Raw genomic sequence first — 19563 nt, forward strand, 5'->3', positions numbered from 1 at the left:
CACGCGTCCCGCCCCCACTTGTTTCTCGGGGATGGCGCCAGGGCCGGGGCGGCGTGTCGCCGTGCCGATCAGGGCGCGGACGTCCGGCGCGGGGGTGACAGCTCTCGATAACGGGTTCGATGCCTTATGGTGTCGCGTGGTGGGCACACGGCGGCCCGGGAGACGGCCCCGCCGACGAACGCCCCGCCGTCCCCGCGCAGACGCCCCGCCCCCGCCGGTACAGCCAGCGAATCAGGAGATCCGCAGTGACCCGTTCCAGCACCGTCCTCATCACCGGCGCCACCGACGGCCTCGGCCTCGGCCTGGCCGAAGACCTGGCGGCCGACGGCGTCGACCTCGTCCTCCACGGGCGCAGCCGGGAGAAACTCGACCGGATCGCGGACCGGATCGGGTCGGGCGGCGCGGCCAGGCCGCGCACGGTGGTCGCGGACATGGCCGACCTCGGCCAGGTCCGCCGCATGGCCGCCGAGATCCGTGCCACGGAGAGCCGCCTCGACGTCCTGGTGAGCAACGCCGGTATCGGGTCCGGGGAGCCGGACGGGCGCGACCGCCGCACCAGCTCCGACGGACACGAGCTGCGCCTCGCCGTCAACTACCTCTCCGGTTTCCTGCTCACGCTCGAACTCCTGCCGCTGCTGCGCGACTCGGCCCCGGCCCGTGTCGTCAACGTCGCCTCCCTCGGCCAGACCCCGCTCGACTTCGACGACCTGATGCTGGAGCGCGACTACACCGGGACCCGGGCGTACCGCCAGAGCAAGCTCGCCCAGATCATGTCCGGCTTCGCGCTGGCCGCGCGGCTGCCCGCCGACGAGGTCACGGTCAACAGCCTGCACCCCGCGACCTTCATGCCGACCAAGATCGTCCGGGACATGACCGACCACAGCGTCGACACCCTGGAGCAGGGGGTGGCCGCCACCCGCCGGCTCGTCACCGACCCGGAGCTGTCCGGGACCACGGGACTCTTCTTCAACGGCACCGAGGAGATGCGCGCCAACGGCCAGGCCTACGACGAGCAGGCCGTCCAGGACCTGTGGAAGGCGAGCCTGGAGCTGACCGGGGCCGATAGCCCCTTCTGAGGGGCTGGCCGGAACCGTTGCGGGTGGGGCGCGTGAGCCCCTGACCTGGATGATCTTGTACTTATAGACGTTCTCGGCGCCGAATCTCGCTATAGGTACAAGATCACGGCGGAGGGGGCGGGGAGGAGGGGCGGGGCCGCGCACCCTTTCGGTCGGGCGGTCGCGGGGCCTCGCACCCTTTCGGTCGCGGGGCAGCTGCCCCGCGACCGGGCCGGGCGGGGGCGCGCTCCCGCCCGGCCCGGAGCACGTCAGTCGTGGGTGAAGACGTAGGGGCGCAGGCCGGACGGGACGGCGTCCGGGTCCGCGTCGAACTCGGCCCACACGCCGGTGCCCAGGTCGCCCCACGGCCCGAGCGGGTGATGGCCCCACCTCCGCGACAGGTTCTCCACCAGCAGCAGGCCCCGCTGCCCCTCGGCCTGGCCCCACTCGTCGTCGCTGCGCCCGGCCGGGATGCGCGGGACGCCGTCACCGCCTCCCGAGTCGCTGACGGAGAGGCGCAGCGTGGCGCGGTCGGGCATGGACAGGGCGCGCAGGACCTCCCCGTGCGCGGTGCCGGAGTCGGTGTACTTGAGGGTGTTCGCGAACAGCTCCGACAGGCACAGCTGGAGGGTCCCGACCAGGTCCGGGTCGAACCCGGCGAGGTCGTGGGCGAGGTGCGCCCGGACCAGGGGGAGTTCGCGGAAGTCGCCGGAGTACATGCGGTGCTCCCAGTGGACGAGGGGCCTCATGCCGCCACGTCCTTGCGGGCCTGCTGGTCGAGCCAGACGCGGGTCAGGCGGGCGAAGGCGCGCCAGTCGTCGGGGTCCTCGCAGGCGGCCAGGGGCGCGCGCGGCGCGGGGACCGCGACCGGGGCCGGGGCCGGGGCGAAGGGGGCCGTGGCGAGCAGGTCCCCGGGCGGAGGAGCGGCCCTGGCGGTCCAGCGGCGCAGGCGCGCGGCGGCCTCCTCCCGGACACGGTCGAGTTCGTGCTCGTGGGCATCGAAGTAGGGCCGGACGGGGGCGAGCTCGTCGGCGGGGAGCCGCTCGGGCGGAGGCGTCAGGCGGGGCGCGGGGAGGAGCGGATTCGAGGACCCGGCGACCGGGACGGCCTGCGGAGGCGAGACGGCCCCGACCGTCGCGGGGGCGGGAGCGGGGACGGGCGCGTAGCGGCGGACGCGGGTGGAGCGGCGGCGACGGCGCGCGGCGGCAGCGGAGTGGCGTCCGCGCGGGGGTGTGAGGAGGGCCGTGAGCGGGCCGAGGGCACGGCTCAGAAGGGCAGCGCTAAACTGGCGCATGCTGGCAATCCTTGTCTGTAAAAGTGTTGAAGTTGCTGGCCACGGCCCCGGGCGGTTGTATCCGTCGCGGGGCCATTTGGCTGTTGAGTTGTGTGTTCGAGGCCAGAGTAGAGGGGGCGGGGTGGGGGTGGGGGCTTTTCGGGGAAGAAAGGCGGGGGAAGTTGGCGGGGGGAATGTTATCCCAGGTGGGGTGGGTGGAAGAGCATTTCTCGCGAAAGTGGCGAATGGGTCTCTTGGGGTGTTGAACGCAGAACGGCCCCCGTTCCCCGGGGGGAGCGGAGGCCGTCGTCGTACGGGGTCGGCTAGCGGTCGCCCTTGACGGTCGCGAGGAACCCGGACCAGACGGGGCTGCCGAAGCTGAGGTGCCCGAGGTCGCGGTTCTGGGTGTCGCGGACCAGGGTGGCGGCCGGGCCCTCGGCGACCTCGACGCAGTTCTGGTGCGAGCCTCCGCTGTAGCTGCTCTTGTGCCACTGGACGTCACTCATGGCGGGAATCCCTCAATCGTCTCTTCGACCAGCCGCAGCGACCGCGCCGGGGACATCGCCGCTGCCTGCAGGCGGTGGAACCTCAGTTTGAACTCTCCCACGGCGTCGGCGTCGTGCACGAACTGGCCCTTGTAGGCCGACTCCGCGTACACGATCTCCCGGTCGGGGGAGGGGTCGAGCACGGTGAACGGGCCGACCAGCCCGGGATGCAGGGGTTCATCCGTGATCTGCAAGGTTATCCGCTCGCTTCCGGCGAGAGCGTGGATGTGCTGGAGCTGCTCGCGCATGATCGGCCCGGAATCGACGGGCTCCATCAGAACCGCCCGGCCGATCACCACCATCATCACGGGGGTCTCCGCACTCTGGAAGCGCTCGCCCCGGGCGATGCGGTCCCGCACGCTCGCCTCGGTCCTGGCCGGCGGCTCCCACGGCGTGACGGCGCGCATGACCGCCGTCGCGTAGCTCGTGGTCTGGAGCAGCGAGGGCACCAGGAACGGGTGGAACTCCAGGATGGAGGCGGCCTTCTTCTCCAGGTCCTCCATCTGGCCCAGCCACGGGATCTTGCCCGCCCTGGACAGGTCGTCCCACAGCCTCGCCAGCTCGTCACCCGTGCCCAGGGCCTCGTCCAGCGTCGCGAGGACGTCCTCGGTCGGAGAGGTCCGGCCGCACTCCAGGTTGGACACCGCCGAACCCTTCACACCCAGGGCCCGGCCCAGCGTCTCCTGGGTCAGTCTGGCGGCGTCGCGACGCTCCTTGAGGATCGCGCCCCACCGCTCGCGGACATCCGTGATCGCCTTCGTCATGCCTGATATTTGCACACAAGAAAGGGACAAAACGGTACTACCGTGATTTCCGTTCACCCGATGGAGTTTCGCAAGAACTCCATCCGCGCGAATGGACTTTCGCGGAAACGCCACGGGAGGAGGCGGAGGACACGGCCCCTCGCCAAGCTGACCAAGGACGGCGAAGCCCAGGTCAAGGGAGTGACGGCGATGAACAGCGGGCACGGGCGCGGCGGGGACCGGTGGCGGGCGGAACTCCCCCGGAGGATCGCGCCCCGCGTTCCGGGCGTCCGCACGGTCAGCTGGGGGCCGCTGCCGGAACAGGTGGCCTCCGCGCGCGCCTGGTGCCGGAACGGGACCAGGCTCGGCCACGACCGCGCCTACCCGCTGATGGCCGTCCTCTCCGAACTCCACACGAACGCCCTGCGCCACAGCGCCTCGGGGCGGCCGTGCGGGCGGGTGCGCATGGAGATGTCGGAGAGCCGGGGCGTGTTCCGGGTCGCCGTGACCGACGACGGCGCCCCCGCGGGCGCGCCGCACAGCGTCCCCGAGGTGGGCGGCGGCTTCGGCCTGCTCCTGGTGGAACGGCTGGCCGCCGACTGGGGGTGGACCGGCGAACCCGGACACCCGCTCACCGTGTGGGCGCTCGTCGACCCGCGGGTTCCCCTTCCGGTGGACGAGGTGGAGGGGGCGGGGCCGCAGGGCACTCCGGGGGTCGGCGGACGAGCCGCCGGGGTTCCGGCCCGGCGCGGAGTCGGCTGACCACGGCCCGAGGACACCCATGGGAGGGGAAGAGGAGACGGAGGGGAGGGCCGTGAGGGCGGCCCTCCCCTTCCGTGCTTGCACGCGACACGGGCCCCCACCATCCCCGTGGCCACTTCCGGCCACACCGTCAACCATGCCTCCGAACAGGGGACCGTCCGCCCGAACCGCCTTCGGGGCTGGATATCTTGGGTTCCGATTATCGACTGAATACGGCTGATGGTTCCGGTTGTGCCGGAACGTCTTCGCAACTCAGAACAGGGAAGTGGGTGAGCCTGTGTCCGGTGGCACTGGTGTGAACGCGGACGACGCCTATGCGGGCGGCTCGGCCTCGGCGGACGCGGCGGGCCGGCTCAGGGACCTGCCGACCGACTTCGACGAGGCGGTCCAGGCGGCCAAGAGCGCGGTGAGCCCCGCGCCGGGCATCACCGGTTGGGGTTCCTTCGGGGAGGACCACGCGCAGCACATGGTCGACGTCAAGGAGCACGCGAGGATCCTCGCGGAGAACATCCAGGACGGTTCCTACGAAGCCGCCGTGACGGACCTCGAAGCGGCGGAGGAGTACCACATCCCGATCAACGGCCCACAGCCCTTCTAGAGGCCCCGCGCCCCCGACCTCCGCTCCCCCTGCCCCCGGGGTTCCTCGGCCCCCCGCACCCCACATCCCTCCCGTACCCCCAGCGTTTTTGGAGTCCCCCTTGTCCGCGCTCAGCTACACCGAATGCGAGATCGACCGAGGCGTCGTCGCGTCGGCCAGAAGCACCTTCGAGGAGTTGCACGCCACGATCAGCGGCCGATCCGGCGAGTACAACACCATCACCCAGCCGGTGGGGTTCGAGTTCACGGACCTGGTCGGGGAGGGTCTGAGGAGCGCCGCCGAGGAGAACCACTCCTCCTGGAGCAGCTCCATGATGGCGTGCACCCACGCCTACGGCGTGCTCGACAAGATCAGCACGGACGTCCAGTGGTACGAGGACAGGATCGAGGAGATCAAGGGAAACCTCTCGACCGCACTGGGCAATGCGAGCGAGCCCGACAACCTCACCATCGTTCAGCAGATCGTCGACTCCCACAACCTGGACGCCGAGCGTGCGTGGCGGGACCTGGAGACCCGCTGCGACGAGTCCGAGGAGCTGCTGCGCGGCGGCCCGACCCCCGAGAACATCCGTGCGCTGGCCGAGGGCGGGCACCTGGGGGAGTACGGCCTCATCGGCTTCTACACCACCAACGACCTGAACTACTTCTACGTCGACGAGAGCCAGGCCGAGACGATCGCGATCCACATCCGGGACGCGGTCCTGCACGGCTACGACGGAAGCATCGAGGCGCTGGAGGACCACCCCGAGTTCCTCGCCCTCATCGGGAACGTGGTCGCGCGGGCGCAGACCGCCCAGCAGAACGGCGATGAGCTCCTGGACGGCGAGATCGAGTTCCTGGAGACGCTCTTCGGGGACCTCGGCGCCGTCGACAGCGACGACCCCGGTTTCCTCGCCTTCATGGACCAGGTGAACTCCAGCGAGCACATCAGCGACTCGCTGCGCGGGGACATCAGCCGCAACCTGGCGAACTCCATGCTCGTGCTCTCCGACGAGAACATCGGCGGCGGCATGGACAGGCTCCCCCAGGACGTCGTCGACGTCATGGACGTGCCGGACTTCCCCGATGTCAACAGCATCAACCACGACTCGGAACTCTCCGGCTTCATGGACGCCTACAGCGACTGGGGGCAGCCCTTCACGACGCTGAGCAACTTCCTCGACAGCGCCGGGCCAGGGATACAGGGCGGAACGGAGTTCTCCACCACGCTGATGGGGACCGTGGCCGCCACGCTCGACGTCCCCTACTTCGCCGCCGGCGAGCCGGGGGACGAGCACTTCCAGAACGTCATCGACGTCGCCTCCCGCAACGACGAGGCGAACTACATCATCCTGACGGGCGAGGACTTCGAGGGCAACGAGTTCCAGCACCACGAGAGCCACGGGGACCTCACCCCGGAGAAGATCCTGGAGACCTTCTACACCCACAACTGGCCGGACGACGGCGCCGCGGTGAGCGGCATCACCGACTGGATCGGCCAGAGCAGGGGCGTGGACGTCGGCGGGGTCACAGACGAGATCCGGGGGACCGCCCTCGCGAGCCTGATGGCGACGATGGAGGACCCCGCATTCCAGGAAGCCATCTTCGCGACCGGACATAACCTCGAAGAAATCGTCGGCGAGGGGGACTCCGAGGAGGAAGTTCTCTGGATGGACGTATCAGCTGGTTACCTGAACGGAGAACTGGCTGACGGGTTCGGGGATATCTTTATTTCCTATATGGATGAATTCTCGGATTCGGATGGGCTTCCGGGAAATAAGGATGTCTCTCATGGTTGGAATGACGAGCTTGATCGCGTTGAACTCTCGGCGGAGAGTCGATTGGCGTTCACTCAGTTCATCATGGGCGATCCGGATGCGGCTGCGCGGGTGTACGGAGAGGTTTCCATGCACACGGCGGAGCGGATGGAAGACTATGCCAACAGTAGTGGCGAGAGGGATCATACGCCCACGGTGCTCGCCGGGAGCCTGCAGGGGCTCGTCGATAATGCGCTCATGAACGAAAGCGCAATTCGTTCGGACGTCCACAATGATGCTGCTGCTTACCATAACAAGGTGACGGGTGCGGCAGTGGATGTCATTGGCGGCCTGGCTGGGGATGGAAATGTTTCCGGTTTCGTTGTGGAGATGGCAAAGTTTGCCGCCAAGGAGTCCCTGTCGATTCCTGAGAATCCGGAGGGGACCAGGGTTCCCGTTATTGAAGACTGGGCTCATGATGAGAAGCTGATGGGGTTTGCCATCTCCGCTGCGGCAAACGCTGATCCCGATCTCATGGACGAGCTAGTGGAGGCGGGAGCGGTTCAGGAGGACGATGGAGGGAGCCGGTACGTTCCTCTAGACCATGCGCAGTGGGAGGGGAAGAATACAGACGGCACATTCCAGACTGTGTTCGACAGCTTGGACGAGCGACCCTGGCTGGACGGTGAGGGGAGTATGGCGAATGCGGTCCACAACTATCTGAGTGCGTTTGACAGGACTGGTGACAAATGGGAGTCGGTTTCTGTGTGGAGACCTGAAAACTGAGTGGATCAAGACATGGCTTGGCTTTATCGACCTGGAAGTTCCGTGCGAATTCGATTCTCTATTTTCTTTCTCCCGGTTTTCCTTGTCGGGTGTTCTTCTCAAGGGCATGAAGTCACGGAATCCGTCGTAGAGCTGGATCACCGGCCGGCCGTGAGCGAGGTCGCGTGGGACTGGACCGCGCCGGACGGCTCACGGTCGGCGGTGTTCCCGGTGCCCGGTGGTGTGGCGGTTCTGCAAGCAGCCGGAGTCGTCGTCCTGTCCGGTGAGACCGGTGAGGAGCTCTGGCAGTACCGGGTCTCCGAGAGGGAGGTTTCGGGAAACGTCTCCGACGACGGCCGCCACGTCGTGCTCCGGTCGGAGGGTGACACCGGGGCGGGCACGGGAGGGACGGAACTGACCGTTCTCGACTCGGGCACCGGCGAGATCGTGCACGAGTTCGACTCCAGCGGCGTCGAGGCTGTCGAACGCGTCGGCTTCGCCCCGCAGATCGGAGAGTCCCTCAGCGGTGTCACGGGCGACATCTGGGCCGTCCAGGACGAGACCGGTGTGACCGCCCACCAGTGGGAGGACGGCGAAATCCTGTGGTCGTCGGCCACGGCAGACCTGGCGCGGTGCACGGACGTCGGCTCCGTCGACGACCTCGCGGTCCTCGACGACGTCGTGGTCGCCGCCTTCACCTGTTACGAGCAGCCAGAAGGTGAGGACCCGGTCGACATGACGGAGGGGCAGGAGTTCGTCTCAGGTCTGGTGGGGCTCGATCCCACCACCGGTGAGGAGCTGTGGCGGTCCGAGGACCAGCTCGGATTGTTCCCGGCAGACTCACACGGCAGGGTCCTGACGGTTCAGGACAGCGGTTTGATCGTCGTCGAATACCCCTACGCAGAGGTCCACCAGCTGGTCGACCCCTCCACCGGTGACGTGACGGATCTCGGGCGGAACGACGTCCTGTGGTCGAGTTCCGACGGCTCCACACTGGGGGTCTGGCACGCCGAGTCCAGGGACTACCGACACGAGGATCGTTCCGGTGAGGCTCTCACGAGCCTCGTGGAGGAGACCGGGGCCGTGCCCGAGCCCACCGTCAGCGGCGGTGGGTTCCTCGGTCTGGAGGACGGAGTCCTGTACCTGGCGGAGGAGGTCGCAGGAGGGGCGGATGCGCCGGTGCTGGCCTACTTCACCGGCTTCCAGGGTGCTTCCGAGATCACGATCGACCGGGACGCGCAGATGACGGAGGTCCACGACGCCGTGTCCGTACCGGGTGCCGTCGCGGTCTCCTACACCGACGACGAAGGACGGAGCGGTGTCATCGGACTGCGTTAGAGGACGGTCGAGGCGCTTGTGCCCTTGGAGCCAGATCTGCCTCAGCGGCCGTGCTCGCGGGCGTTGTCAGTGAGACCTGAGGTGAAGGCGTGACGCAGGTGCGACTGGTGGACCGGTGGGGATATGCGGCTGCCGGGCTTGCTGTGGTTCTGCTCGGAGCGGGGTGTGCGGCTCAGGGTGAGACGGTGGCGGATGCCGAGGTGGCCGACGACGCGCGAGGCGCGTTCACCATGGCCGAGGTCGAGGCGGTGGAGGAGTTCCTGGCGGACGATCCGCGAGGCCCTGCCACGGAGTTGCTGGCCACCGGCTCCGGTGTGCTCGCCCTGCTCGACGACCAGGTCGTCTCCTTCGGGGTGGACCCGGTGGCGGAGGCCTGGCGGCACGAGATCCCCGAGCCTGTGAGCGACGTTTCCGTGGAGAGCACCGGAGAGACCGTACTGGTGAGGTACGGGGCCGACGTGGGGCCCGTGTCCGGCGAGCAGGTCACTGTGCTGGACGCAGAGCGCGGCCGGGTCCTGGAGTCCTACACCGCCCGGGGCGAGGCGGTCCCGGGTGAGGGCCGATTGCTGGGTGATGTATGGGTGACGGCCAGCCCCGGGGGGACACTGACGGCCAGGCGGACCGCTGACGGCGAGGTCGCGTGGGAGCACAGCCTCACCGGTACGTGCTCCGGCGGGGACGCGGAGGACATCGATGTCGCTGTTGCCGGGATCCAGCTGCTGGTGGCCTATGCCTGCGAGGCGGACGGCACGGCGCACGCCGCGATGCTCGACGGCGGTACCGGTGAACCGTTCTGGGAGCAGACCTGGGCGGGAGCCGAGGCGCCCCGGGTGAACGTGGTGCATGAGCACACGGTCCCGGGAGGCCCGGAGGACCCGGTCTTCCGGATGTTCGACGAAGAACTGAGCGGTGAGTTCCTCTTCGTGCACGGGAGCGAGACCAATGGCGTCGAGCCGTTCGTTCCCGAGCCCTGGCGGAGCGCGCCGGGGGTTGGCGAGTACGCTGCCCAACCCCTGGAGGACTTCGAGGCGGCCCCTCGAGAGCTCGTCCTGCACTCGGCCCCGCGGGGAAACATGCATGACTATGTCCTCCTGGGTGCGGTCCGGTGGCTGGTCGAGGAGGACGGCGTTCCCTTCTCCGTGGAGGACATCGACGAGTCTCTGTTGATCGACGGTGAGCTCGTGCAGAACCCCCGTCAGTGGACGGTGGGGGCACCCGGCTATGTCTCGGCTCTGCTGGTCGAGGTCGAGGAGGCTTTCTCGTAGCGGGCCCGTCCCCTCGTGCTGTGCCAAGAAGTGCTCTTCGCGGAGAAAGGATGATCGGTGTCCCGTGGTGTGAATACGGTTTCCTCAGGCAGGAGGCCCTTTTTCGCCTCAGCCGCTGGTCCTGTGCTGATCTCCTTTTCTCTGCTCACCTGCTCCTGCTCCTTCCCCGGTGAAGCGGGCGGCGCGGAGGAGGTCTCAGAACCCTCGGCCGTCGCGTCGGTGAGCGGAATCGGCTGGGAGTGGGAGACCCCGTCCGAGCGAGAGATCCTGGCCGTCGAACCCGTTGCCATGGGGGCAGCGGTGTTCATGGACACGGGCGTCGCGGTTCTCCACGGTGGTACCGGCGAGGAGGTCTGGAGCTACCTTGTGCCCGAGCAGGAGGCATTCGCCGCCGGTCTCACCGTGGACGGCGCTTCTCTTCTCGTGGCCAGGGGGCCGAGTTCCGACGAACCGCCTGAAGAGACGTTGATGCTCGACGCGGACAGCGGCGACTCCACAGGTGAGTTCCGGGTCCGAGAAGGGTTCGCGCCTTGGGACTTGTGGTCGGCGAGTGAGGCCGAGCGAGTACACCGGCCTCCGGGTGTGGTGGAGGAGTACCGACCTCTCTCGGTCATCGATGTCGCCAGTGGAGATCAACGATGGGAGCAGGAGGCCCCCCTCACATGTGAGGCCGATCCCGGGCTTGCGTCCCAGCAGCCGGACTCCCTCATCCACGACTCGCTGCTGCTCGTCCTCGTCGTATGCAGCCCTGAGCGGTTCGAGGACCCGCTGGAAGTGACTACGGCGGTGGTCGCCCTGGACCTCGCTGACGGACAAGAAGTGTGGCGAAAGGAATTCACCCACGAATCGGTCGGCACCTTCCCCAGTGCCTCGATCGAGGTGGAGGGGAATGCACTGCTTCTCGAGGGCAGAGACCTACCGGAGGCACACGTGATCAACGTCCCGGACGGGGAGATCCTTGCCAGCACTCAGCGAACCGTGGTGGGAATGTTCGGTGGTGAAATCTTGGCCTGGGATGGAAACTTCGCGGCCGGCGATCGCTATGACCTGCTCGGGATGGACCTGGAGACGGTGGAGTCCGTCGAGCTTTCCGAGCGTTCGGGCGGGTCGCTGCTGAGCGAGGAGGACGTCCTCCCTCTCGGTGACGGCCTGGTGAGCGTGGAGGGTCTGGAGGAGGACGGCGCCGCCTCCGGGCTGGCTCTGGGTTTCACGCCGTGGGGCGGTGCTGAGACCGAGGTGCTCGACCCCGGTTTCCCGATCGAGGCCGGCGACTACTTCGACAGGTTCACGGGGCAGGTGGTCGAGGTTCCCGGCGCGGTGGTGCTGGTGGACGGAAGGTCCCCGGACCCTACGCAGTTGGTCGCCTACCAGTGAGGGCTCCCGTTCCCGGCCGTGCCGGGGCCAGGCGCCCGGGGACCGGCCCTGCACCTGTGACATGAGAACTCCGAAAGGACACCCCTCCGTGAGATACGGGGCAGCCGTCGCCGTGGTGACCACTTTTCTCCTCACGTCCTGCGGTGCGGGCGGCTCAGCAGGGTCGGGCGGCGCGGAGGAGATACGGGACCTCGACCGTCCGGGCTCCGTCAGCGGTGTGGCGTGGACGTGGGAGGCGCCCGAGGGCGTCGCCGACCTCGCCGGCGTCCACGCGGTTCCCGGCGGAGTCGCCGCCCTCGTGGACGACGGGGTGATCGGGCTTTCCGGGGAGAACGGCGGAGTCATGTGGGAGCACCGGGTGCCTGGAAGCGAGGTGTTCGGTGCGGTGGCGGGCCAGGGGCGGTACTTCGTGCTCCAGGTCCTGGACCCCGACGACACGGAGGCGCCGCCGAGGATGCTCGTCGTCGACCTCTCCACGGGTGAGTCCGTCCACGACTACGAACTTCGGGACGGGGACAGCGCGTCCGGTCCGGTCAGGGGAGGTCTGGCCGGCGTCACCGGTGAGCACTGGATCACGGTGGAGGGCGACGAGGACCTGGTCGCCCATGAGCTGGGCAGCGACGAGCCCGCATGGTCCGTCCCGGGCGTCGCCGGGTGCGACGACGTCGGCAGCGTCGACCGGACCGCCGCGACGGACGACGTCCTGGTGGCTGCCTTCACGTGCTACGAGCAGCCCGAGGGCGAGGACCCGGTCGAGATGACCGAGGGGCAGGAGTTCGTGTCGGGTTTCGCGGGTTTCGATCCGGCGACGGGGGACGAGCTGTGGCGCACGGAGGCGCCGGCGGGGATGTTCCCCGGAGACGCCCACGAGCGCGACCTCACCGTGCACGAGAGCGGGATCGTCACCGCCTACTACCCCTATGAGCAGGTCGGACAGGTCGTCGACGCCGCCACGGGTGACGTCGAGGCACTGGAAGGGGGAGAAGTCCTCTGGGCCAGTGAGGACGGCTCTCTCCTGGGGATGTGGGACGGGCGTACGCGCGGCTACCGGATCCAGGAGATCGGCGCGGACGTGAGGGAGAGCCTGGGGGACGAGCAGGCCGGCGCGGGCGCGGCGATCGTCAACGCGCTCCAGGGGGACGTCGAGACGGTCGGGCTGGAGGGCGGTGTACTCCACATGGGCGACCTCTTCGAAGGCGGGGCGGGGGAGACGGAACTGGCCGCCTTCGAGGGCTTCGAGGAGACCGTTCCGGTCATGTTCTCGTGGGACGCGGAAGCCTCGATGGAGGTGGACCAGACCGTCGTCGTGCCGGGAGCCGTCGCCGTCTCCTACATCGACCACTCCGGGAGCAGCGGGGTCATGGGCCTGCAGTAGGACCGATCGGCCCGGAACCGCCGGGCGCGGGGCGTACACCCCGCACCCGGCGGCGGGAGGGGCCTACCCCTCGGATCGGAAGAGGTCGAGGAACGCGGCGGCGAAGGCCGCCGCGTGGGCGGCGGCGACGGGCTGCCACCGGGTGTCGGAGTCCTCGTCCTTGCCGCTGAGCAGGTCGGAGACACCCCGGATCACCAGGGAGTCGGTGCCCGAGGACAGGTAGGCGCTGCGGAGGAAGCCGTAGCCCTCCATCTCCACCGCGACCGCGTCCCCGCAGTGCTCGCGCAGCCGTTCGGCGGTGAGCGCGTCCCGGTCCGCGACGACCTTGTTCCCCGAGGCCACCGGCTTGACGAAGGCCCGGGGCGGCTGCGGGAGGCGGTCCGTCAGCACCCGCTCCGGCCACTCCTGCCGGAACACCACGTCCATGGCCCGCTGCACGGCGGCGTGGGACGGGGCCGCCGTCTTCGCCCTCGAACGGAAGTCCTCCGCGTCCTCCTTGCCCGTCTCGTAGTCGTAGATCGCGTCGGCCACCACCACGTCGCCGAGCCGCACGTCCTTGACGCCGCCGGCCACACCGACGAACAGGACGACCTCGGGCGCGAAGGCCGTGCGCGCCCTCTCCAGCGACACACCCGCGTCGACGTTGCCCGGCCCGACCTGGGCCAGGGCGACCCGGCGCGTCCGCCGCTCCCCGCCGAGCGTGCCGATCCGGTAGAGGGTGCCGCTCTCGCCGTGCTCCTCGAACGGGCCGGTCAGGTGCGCCGCCACCGCCGCGTACTCGCTCGCGATGGCGGTGATCACCACCGCGTCCGCGAGCGTGCCGCGCCGGGCGTGCCGACCGGCGGACGGCGCCACCGACGGTTCGGGGGCGGCGGGTCCCTTGTTGACGGTGGTGCTGCCGGGGCCGAAGTTCATCCCGTCGGCGTTCTGCGTCCCGAACACCTGGTTGCCGTGGTTCGTGCCGTCCATGTCCTGCCTCCACACCTTCGTCCGTTGCCATGCCCTGTGCATGCGTCCGGGCCGCCGGGCCGCCGGACGGGCCGCGAGCCCGTGCCGCCGGGACCGCGACCGGGCCCTGCCCGGGGGCGACCGTGCGCGGCCCCGAGCGCCTACTTCCGGCCGGAGCCGTCCCCGCCGGACCCGGAGCCGGCCCCCTGGCCGGTGGCGGGCACCGTGCTCCGGCCGCTCCCGCTCCCCGTTCCGGTTCCCTTGTCGACGGTGGTGCTGCCGGGACCGAAGTTCATCCCGTCGGCGTTCTGCGTCCCGAACACCTGGTTGCCGTAGTTGTTGTTGACGTTGTTGATGATGCGGCGCACCTGTTCCGTGTCGTAGCCCGCCTCCCGCAGCACGTCCCGGACGCAGATGAGCACCTTCTCCGGGACGGCGCGGGTGACGCGCTCGACGTCGTGGGCCTGGAACAGCTGCCTCAGGTCGGGTGCGGCGGACCGGTGCCGGACGCCCATCGTGGGGGAGTAGTCGAAGAACTCCCGGTTCGCCCGGGCCCAGGAGTACAGCCTCCTGTTCTCCAGGGCGGCGCTCCGGGACCTGACCGCGGCCACGGCCTCCGCCGGGTTCACCCTGAGGTCCTCCAGGACCCCGGTGAACGCCGCCCACAACAGCTGCGCGACCTCTGCGGGGTCGGAGCCGACCGGCAGGGGGCCCTCGGGGACCTGGTGGGCGGGGGAGACCGGAGGCATGACCAGCGTCTCGCCCTCGATGTTGAGCAGCCCGCCCTGGGTGGTCAGCCGGACGAAGAAGGTCACCACCACCTGGCTCTCCCACATGCTGACGCCGATCTCCACGAAGTGGCGGGCGCGCTCGTGGAAGGCGTCGATGAAGCCGGCCACCCACTCCTCCCGCAGCCGCCACCTCTGCTGGTCGATCAGTACCGGGGCCAACCGGGTGATGTCGTCCTGGCGCCGACCCGGCAGGAACACGCAGTCGGCCACCTCGACCTCGCGGCGGGTGCTCGTTCCCATGCCCTCGGTACCTGTGAGCCGGGGAACCTCCGTGCGCAGCCGGTCGTAGAGGCGTTCGATCAGCGCCGAACCCGCCACGGCCGCGCCTGCGTCCTCCGCTCCCGGAGCGTTCCCCGGCTCGGCCTCCGCGTCCGCGCCGGCGGACACGTCCTCCGCGGACGCGTGCGCGCCCCCCGCGCCCCCGGCGCCGTGCTCCGCCGCCTCCGCCCCGCCCCGGTCGGGGAAGAGCTTGAGCGTCAGGGGCCAGGAGGCGTAGGGCTCGCCCACGCCGACGAAGGGGGTGCGGTCGTTGTAGAAGGCCACCGGCACGGTGCCCACACCGCTGTCCCTCCGCGGGTGCTCCGCCCGCATGCGGATGGCGTGGAGGGCGGCGTTGGTCCTCCGCCGGACCCAGAACCCGGTGCCGACGGTGGCGCCGAGAAGGATCAGCAGCGCCGCCCAGAGGGGGAGGACGTCGCCGAGCCCGCCCGGTTCGGAGATCTCCGTCGGGCCTGAGCCGTACGAGTCCAGCCCCAGGAGGAACGCCGACTCGCTCAGGAGGAGGACCGGCAGGACGACGGCCACCAGAAGGACCGCGGTCACCGCGGCGGCCAGGAGGATCAGGCACCCCCCGCGTCGCCGCGAGGCGTCCTCGCCCTCACGGCGGCGGCGCGCCGCGGCGGCCAGGGCCCCGACCAGGACGAGGGCGGTGAGCGAGGCCAGGACGTTGAAGAGGGAGAGGACGGCGACGGCGCCCAGGAACAGCGCCCCCGCGGTGGCCCGGACACGGCGGGCCCTCCGGCACTCCTCGGCGACGCGCACCGCGTCCAGGCCCGGCTCCCGTGGCACGGCGCGGTAGGGGTTCTCCACCCGCTCGCGCAGGACGTCGGCACGGAAGGCCGGGTCCTGCCAGGCCGCGGAGCTCAGGCGGGCGGTGGAGTCGTACTCGGGGGCGCCCGCCGCGTGCTCGACGCTCCACACGGCGGGGGCCGCGGCGAAGGGGGCGGCCGGGGCCGCTGTCGCAGGAGGGGGGACGCGGTCGGCGGGCCGCCTGCTCTGCTCGGGGATGTGCTCGGTCACGGGGGCTCCTTCTGATCCCGGACGCCGGTCACCGGTGTCCGGTCTCGGACGGATGGGGGCGTGAGAAGGGCCGGGCGGGGGCTGCGGGTCTCTCCGGGGGCTCCCTACAGGTCGGGTGTCGTGGCGGGGGCGCCGCCGGGGACCCTGGCGGACTCCCACGCGGTGTCGAAGATCCGCAGCGCGAAGTCGTACAGGGCCCCGGACCGGTGGGCGACCACGCAGGGGGAGTGCCGCCCGTGCGCGTCGCCCTGGTACAGCGTGAGGAAGACGAGGTTGTCGGTGGCGATGACACGGTAGAGGTTCGGGAGGTCGTAGAAGCGGATTTCCGTGTTCTTCCGGTCCCGGGTGGCCTCGGACAGGTAGTGGAAGTTGGCCAGCACCTGCTCGGTGAGCAGGCCGCGGCCGAAACCGGGGTCGAGGGAGATGAGCTCCTCCTCCCTCCGCTCCAGCCAGGAACCCCCGCCCCCGGGGGCGCGGCCCGGGGCGGACCCGGCCCGGCTCCCGGCCGGGAGCCCCGCCGGACCCTCCCCCTCCGCCTCCGGGGAGGCGGTGGGGGAGGACCGGTCGGAGCCCGGGTCGGGCAGGAGCACCCGGACGAAGTCCGGCGGCCGTCCTCCGCCGTTCCACAGCGGCGCGAAGCCGTCCCGGGTGAGTTCGTTCCCCCGCCCGACCATGACGCGGAGCCAGCGCGCCCGGCTGATCTCGCCGGACAGCTCGGCCCTCGCGTCGTCCTGGTGCCGGTGGACCCGCAGCACTCCGAGCCCGCTCAGGCGGGCGACCGCTGCCAGGAGCCACCAGCGCAGACGTCGGGACAGCAGGCCCCCGAGCCCGACGGTGACGGCCGTGGCGGCCAGCGAACTGGTGACCCCGAGCATGAATTCCGTCAACGTGGGCTCCTCGTGGGGGTTCCGGACCGGCCCGACTCGGCAGGAGACTTTCTAGTCACCCTGACCATAATGGGTGATCTGTTTCAGGTCAAGGGGACCTTTAGTAGATTGGCCGGATGACGCACAGCGCTCCACCAGCGGTTCCCCGGTTCCCCGTCTCGGTGACGGTCGACCTCGTCATCTTCACGGTCCGGGACGACGCCCTCCACGTGCTCCTCGTCGAGCGGGGCAAGGAGCCCTTCCTCGGCGGCAGCGCCCTTCCCGGCGGCTACGTCCGCCCCGACGAGGGGCTGGACGAGGCCGCGCTGCGCGAACTGCGGGAGGAGACCGGTCTGGACGGCGGACGGCTCCACCTGGAGCAGCTGCGGTCCTACGGAGACCCCGGCCGCGATCCGAGGGGGCGCGTCATCACCGTCGCCTACCTGGCGCTGGGACCGGACCTCCCCGCTCCCGTGGCGGGGACCGACGCCGCCCGCGCCTTCTGGGCACCGGTGGGGGAGGCCCTGCGCGCGGACTCCGGCCTCTCCTTCGACCACGGGGCGATCCTGGCCGACGCGGTCGAGCGGGCCCGCTCCAAGCTGGAGTACACCACGGTGGCCACGAGCTTCTGCCGGGAGCCCTTCACGGTCAGCGACCTGCGGCACGTCTACGAGGTGATCTGGGGGATCGCGCTGGACCCCAGCAACTTCCGCCGCAAGGTCACGAGGACGGCGGGCTTCCTCGAACCCACCGGGGAGCGCCGGACCTCGGAGACCGGCCGCCCGGCCGCCCTGTACCGGTTCGGCGGGGCCGCCGTGATGTCCCCGCCGCTCCTGCGCTCCGGTGACATCGCCGGCCGGGGCGCCGGGGGCGGTTCCGGCCGCGGGTGAGGCGGACGGCGCGTCGTGCGACACCCGCGGCCGGGGGAGCGGCGCCCGGCGCCCCCGGAGCGGGCGGGGCGGGGCCCGGGCCCCGACGCGCCGGGGTCCGCCCGGGCCCGGGGTGGAACGGGAAACGGACACCGTGGTTGGCTACGGACATGTTCGCTATCACCGCAGCACGCATCTCACCCGAGGACCCGCTCTCCGGCCTGGAGGCGGGTGAACGCCCCGACCCCGAACCCCGCGAGGGGTGGACCGTGGTCGACGTCAGGGCCGCCGCCCTCAACCACCACGACCTGTGGAGCCTGCGGGGCACGGCGCTCAGCGAGAAGCACCTGCCGATGGTCCTGGGCACCGACGCGGCCGGCACCGACGAGGACGGCAACGAGGTCATCGTGCACGGCGTCGTCGGCGACCCCGCGGCGGGCGGCGGCGACGAGACCCTCGACCCGCGCCGGTCGCTGTTCTCGGAGGTCTACGACGGCTGTCTCGCGGAGAAGATCGCCGTCCCGAGGCGCAACCTGGTGCCCAAGCCGCCGGAGCTGAGCTTCGAGGAGGCCGCCTGCCTGCCCACCGCGTGGCTCACCGCCTACAGCATGCTCTTCGGCAAGGCCGACCTCCGGCCCGGTTCCGCGGTGCTCGTGCAGGGCGCGGGCGGCGGGGTGTCGGCGGCCCTCATCCGGCTGGCGTCCCACGTGGGGCACCGCGTCTACGCCACCAGCAGGAGCGGGGCCAAGAGGGAGCGGGCGCTCGCCCTGGGCGCCCACGCGGCGCTGCCCACGGGCGAGCGGCTGCCGGAGAGGGTCGACGCCGTCTTCGACTCGGTCGGCAAGGCCACCTGGGGCCACTCCCTGCGCTCCCTCAAGCCGGGCGGCGCGGTCATCACCTGCGGCGCCACCAGCGGCGACGCCCCCTCCGCCGAACTCAACCGCGTGTTCTTCCTCCAGCTGCGGGTCATCGGCTCCACCATGGGGACCCGGGAGGAACTGGACGCCCTGGCGCGGATGTGCGCCCGCACCGGCGTGCGCCCCGAGATCGACCGGGTGCTGCCCCTGGACCGGGCCCGGGAGGGGTTCCGGGCGATGCTCGACGGGGACCACTTCGGCAAGATCGTCTTCACGGTCTGACCCGCGTCCGCCGGCTCCGCCCGGGGCGGCGCGTGCCGTGGCCGTCCCGGGGGCCGCGCCCCCGGAGTCCCGGCCGGCGGGACCCTCCGCCGGACGGACCGCCCGACCGGTCCCGGGTCCCGGCGAGGGGTTGCGGAGTCGAGGACAGAGGATGACCGCCTCTTCTCGTAGCTTCGTCCCGGAGACGCCGGGCGGGGTCCGGCCGAGGACACGGAGGCACACCATGCTGCGCGGAATGAGCACCATCAGCCTGTGGGCGGACGACGTCACCGAGGCCGTCGACTGGTACACGGAGGTCCTGGGCGTCGAACCGTACTTCGAGCGCCCGGGGCAGGGGCTGCCGCCCGCCTACGTCGAGTTCCGGATCGGCGACCACCAGCACGAACTGGGCATCGTCGACCGCAGGTACGCCCCGGCCCCCGCGAGGCCGGGCCCGGGCGGAGCGGTGGTGTTCTGGCACGTGGACGACGTGGAGGGAGCCGTCGGGCGCCTGCTCGGACTGGGCGCGACCGAGTACGAGCCGATCACGGAACGGGGCCCGGGTTTCGTCACCGCGTCGGTGGTCGACCCGTTCGGCAACGTGCTGGGGGTCATGTACAACTCCCACTACCTGGAGATGCTCGACGCGCGCCGAACCCCGGGCCCGTGACGGACGGGGCACGGTGCGCCCCGCGGCACCCGCACGCCCCGCGGCGCCCGCGCCCCGGGAGGCGGGGGAGCCGATCCACCGCACGCCCCGCGGCGCCCGCACGCCCCGCGGCGCCCGCACGCCCCGCGGCGCCCGCGCGCCCCGGGAACGCCGGAGGGCCGGGACGCCCGCGGC

General features: G+C 70.7%; 18 protein-coding genes. 11 read left to right on the forward strand and 7 right to left on the reverse strand.

Annotated features, from left to right (window positions below; genetic code table 11):
- Window positions 1-245: 245 nt before the first annotated feature.
- Window positions 246-1076: an SDR family NAD(P)-dependent oxidoreductase gene (locus ACWGL3_RS21655; protein WP_267948067.1), complete on the forward strand. Its 831-nt coding sequence runs from the start codon at window positions 246-248 to the stop codon at window positions 1074-1076.
- A 248-nt stretch (window positions 1077-1324) separates the two neighbouring features.
- Here ACWGL3_RS21655 and ACWGL3_RS21660 read toward each other — a convergent pair whose 3' ends face one another.
- The 4 genes from ACWGL3_RS21660 to ACWGL3_RS21675 all read right to left on the reverse strand — a co-directional run bounded on the left by ACWGL3_RS21660 (window position 1325) and on the right by ACWGL3_RS21675 (window position 3637).
- The gene (locus ACWGL3_RS21660) at window positions 1325-1804 is read right to left on the reverse strand and encodes an ATP-binding protein (protein ID WP_267948068.1); all 480 of its coding nucleotides are present in this window, start codon (window positions 1802-1804) and stop codon (window positions 1325-1327) included.
- A complete protein-coding gene (locus ACWGL3_RS21665; protein WP_267948069.1) occupies window positions 1801-2349 on the reverse strand; it encodes a hypothetical protein in 549 nt (182 codons plus the stop codon). The genes ACWGL3_RS21660 and ACWGL3_RS21665 overlap by 4 nt, the downstream gene beginning before the upstream one ends.
- Window positions 2350-2651: 302 nt before the next feature.
- A complete protein-coding gene (locus ACWGL3_RS21670) occupies window positions 2652-2834 on the reverse strand; it encodes a DUF397 domain-containing protein (RefSeq protein WP_267948070.1) in 183 nt (60 codons plus the stop codon).
- Window positions 2831-3637 carry a helix-turn-helix domain-containing protein gene (locus tag ACWGL3_RS21675; RefSeq protein WP_267948071.1) on the reverse strand — a complete coding sequence of 269 codons (807 nt, stop codon included), beginning with the start codon at window positions 3635-3637 and terminating at the stop codon, window positions 2831-2833. The genes ACWGL3_RS21670 and ACWGL3_RS21675 overlap by 4 nt, the downstream gene beginning before the upstream one ends.
- A 189-nt stretch (window positions 3638-3826) precedes the next feature.
- On the opposite strand from ACWGL3_RS21675, the gene ACWGL3_RS21680 reads away from it, so the two are divergent.
- From ACWGL3_RS21680 to ACWGL3_RS21710, 7 genes are all read left to right on the forward strand, one after another.
- A complete protein-coding gene (locus tag ACWGL3_RS21680; RefSeq protein WP_267948072.1) occupies window positions 3827-4378 on the forward strand; it encodes an ATP-binding protein in 552 nt (183 codons plus the stop codon).
- A gap of 295 nt (window positions 4379-4673) precedes the next feature.
- Entirely contained in the window at window positions 4674-4976 is a 303-nt protein-coding gene (locus ACWGL3_RS21685) for a hypothetical protein (protein WP_267948073.1), read from the forward strand.
- A 100-nt stretch (window positions 4977-5076) separates the two neighbouring features.
- Window positions 5077-7497, forward strand: a complete 2421-nt coding sequence (locus ACWGL3_RS21690; RefSeq protein ID WP_267948074.1) for a TPR repeat region-containing protein — start codon at window positions 5077-5079, stop codon at window positions 7495-7497.
- A gap of 150 nt (window positions 7498-7647) precedes the next feature.
- Complete coding sequence (locus tag ACWGL3_RS21695) at window positions 7648-8814, forward strand: outer membrane protein assembly factor BamB family protein (RefSeq protein ID WP_267948075.1); 1167 nt, start codon at window positions 7648-7650, stop codon at window positions 8812-8814.
- 185 nt (window positions 8815-8999) lie between these two features.
- Window positions 9000-10079, forward strand: coding sequence for an outer membrane protein assembly factor BamB family protein (locus ACWGL3_RS21700; RefSeq protein WP_267948076.1), 1080 nt, complete (start codon window positions 9000-9002; stop codon window positions 10077-10079).
- 123 nt (window positions 10080-10202) lie between these two features.
- On the forward strand, window positions 10203-11453 hold the full coding sequence (locus ACWGL3_RS21705; protein WP_267948077.1) for an outer membrane protein assembly factor BamB family protein: 1251 nt from the start codon (window positions 10203-10205) through the stop codon (window positions 11451-11453).
- An 88-nt stretch (window positions 11454-11541) separates the two neighbouring features.
- Window positions 11542-12828 (forward strand): PQQ-binding-like beta-propeller repeat protein, encoded by a 1287-nt coding sequence (locus ACWGL3_RS21710; RefSeq protein ID WP_267948078.1) that lies wholly within the window; start codon window positions 11542-11544, stop codon window positions 12826-12828.
- Window positions 12829-12891: 63 nt separating this feature from the next.
- On the opposite strand, the gene ACWGL3_RS21715 is transcribed toward ACWGL3_RS21710, so the two are convergent.
- From ACWGL3_RS21715 to ACWGL3_RS21725, 3 genes are all read right to left on the reverse strand, one after another.
- A complete protein-coding gene (locus tag ACWGL3_RS21715) occupies window positions 12892-13797 on the reverse strand; it encodes a 5'-methylthioadenosine/S-adenosylhomocysteine nucleosidase family protein (RefSeq protein WP_267948079.1) in 906 nt (301 codons plus the stop codon).
- A 140-nt stretch (window positions 13798-13937) separates the two neighbouring features.
- Window positions 13938-15866 carry a hypothetical protein gene (locus ACWGL3_RS21720; RefSeq protein WP_267948080.1) on the reverse strand — a complete coding sequence of 643 codons (1929 nt, stop codon included), beginning with the start codon at window positions 15864-15866 and terminating at the stop codon, window positions 13938-13940.
- Window positions 15867-15970: 104 nt separating this feature from the next.
- Window positions 15971-16753, reverse strand: coding sequence for a hypothetical protein (locus tag ACWGL3_RS21725; protein ID WP_267948081.1), 783 nt, complete (start codon window positions 16751-16753; stop codon window positions 15971-15973).
- 116 nt (window positions 16754-16869) lie between these two features.
- On the opposite strand from ACWGL3_RS21725, the gene ACWGL3_RS21730 reads away from it, so the two are divergent.
- The 3 genes from ACWGL3_RS21730 (at window position 16870) to ACWGL3_RS21740 (ending at window position 19389) form a co-directional block, all read left to right on the forward strand.
- A complete protein-coding gene (locus ACWGL3_RS21730) occupies window positions 16870-17622 on the forward strand; it encodes an NUDIX hydrolase (protein ID WP_267948082.1) in 753 nt (250 codons plus the stop codon).
- Window positions 17623-17771: 149 nt separating this feature from the next.
- Window positions 17772-18740, forward strand: coding sequence for a zinc-binding dehydrogenase (locus ACWGL3_RS21735; RefSeq protein ID WP_267948083.1), 969 nt, complete (start codon window positions 17772-17774; stop codon window positions 18738-18740).
- Between the two features lie 235 nt (window positions 18741-18975).
- Window positions 18976-19389, forward strand: coding sequence for a VOC family protein (locus ACWGL3_RS21740; RefSeq protein WP_431061478.1), 414 nt, complete (start codon window positions 18976-18978; stop codon window positions 19387-19389).
- Window positions 19390-19563: the final 174 nt, after the last annotated feature.

It is taken from the genome of Nocardiopsis sp. NPDC055824 (assembly GCF_053616335.1).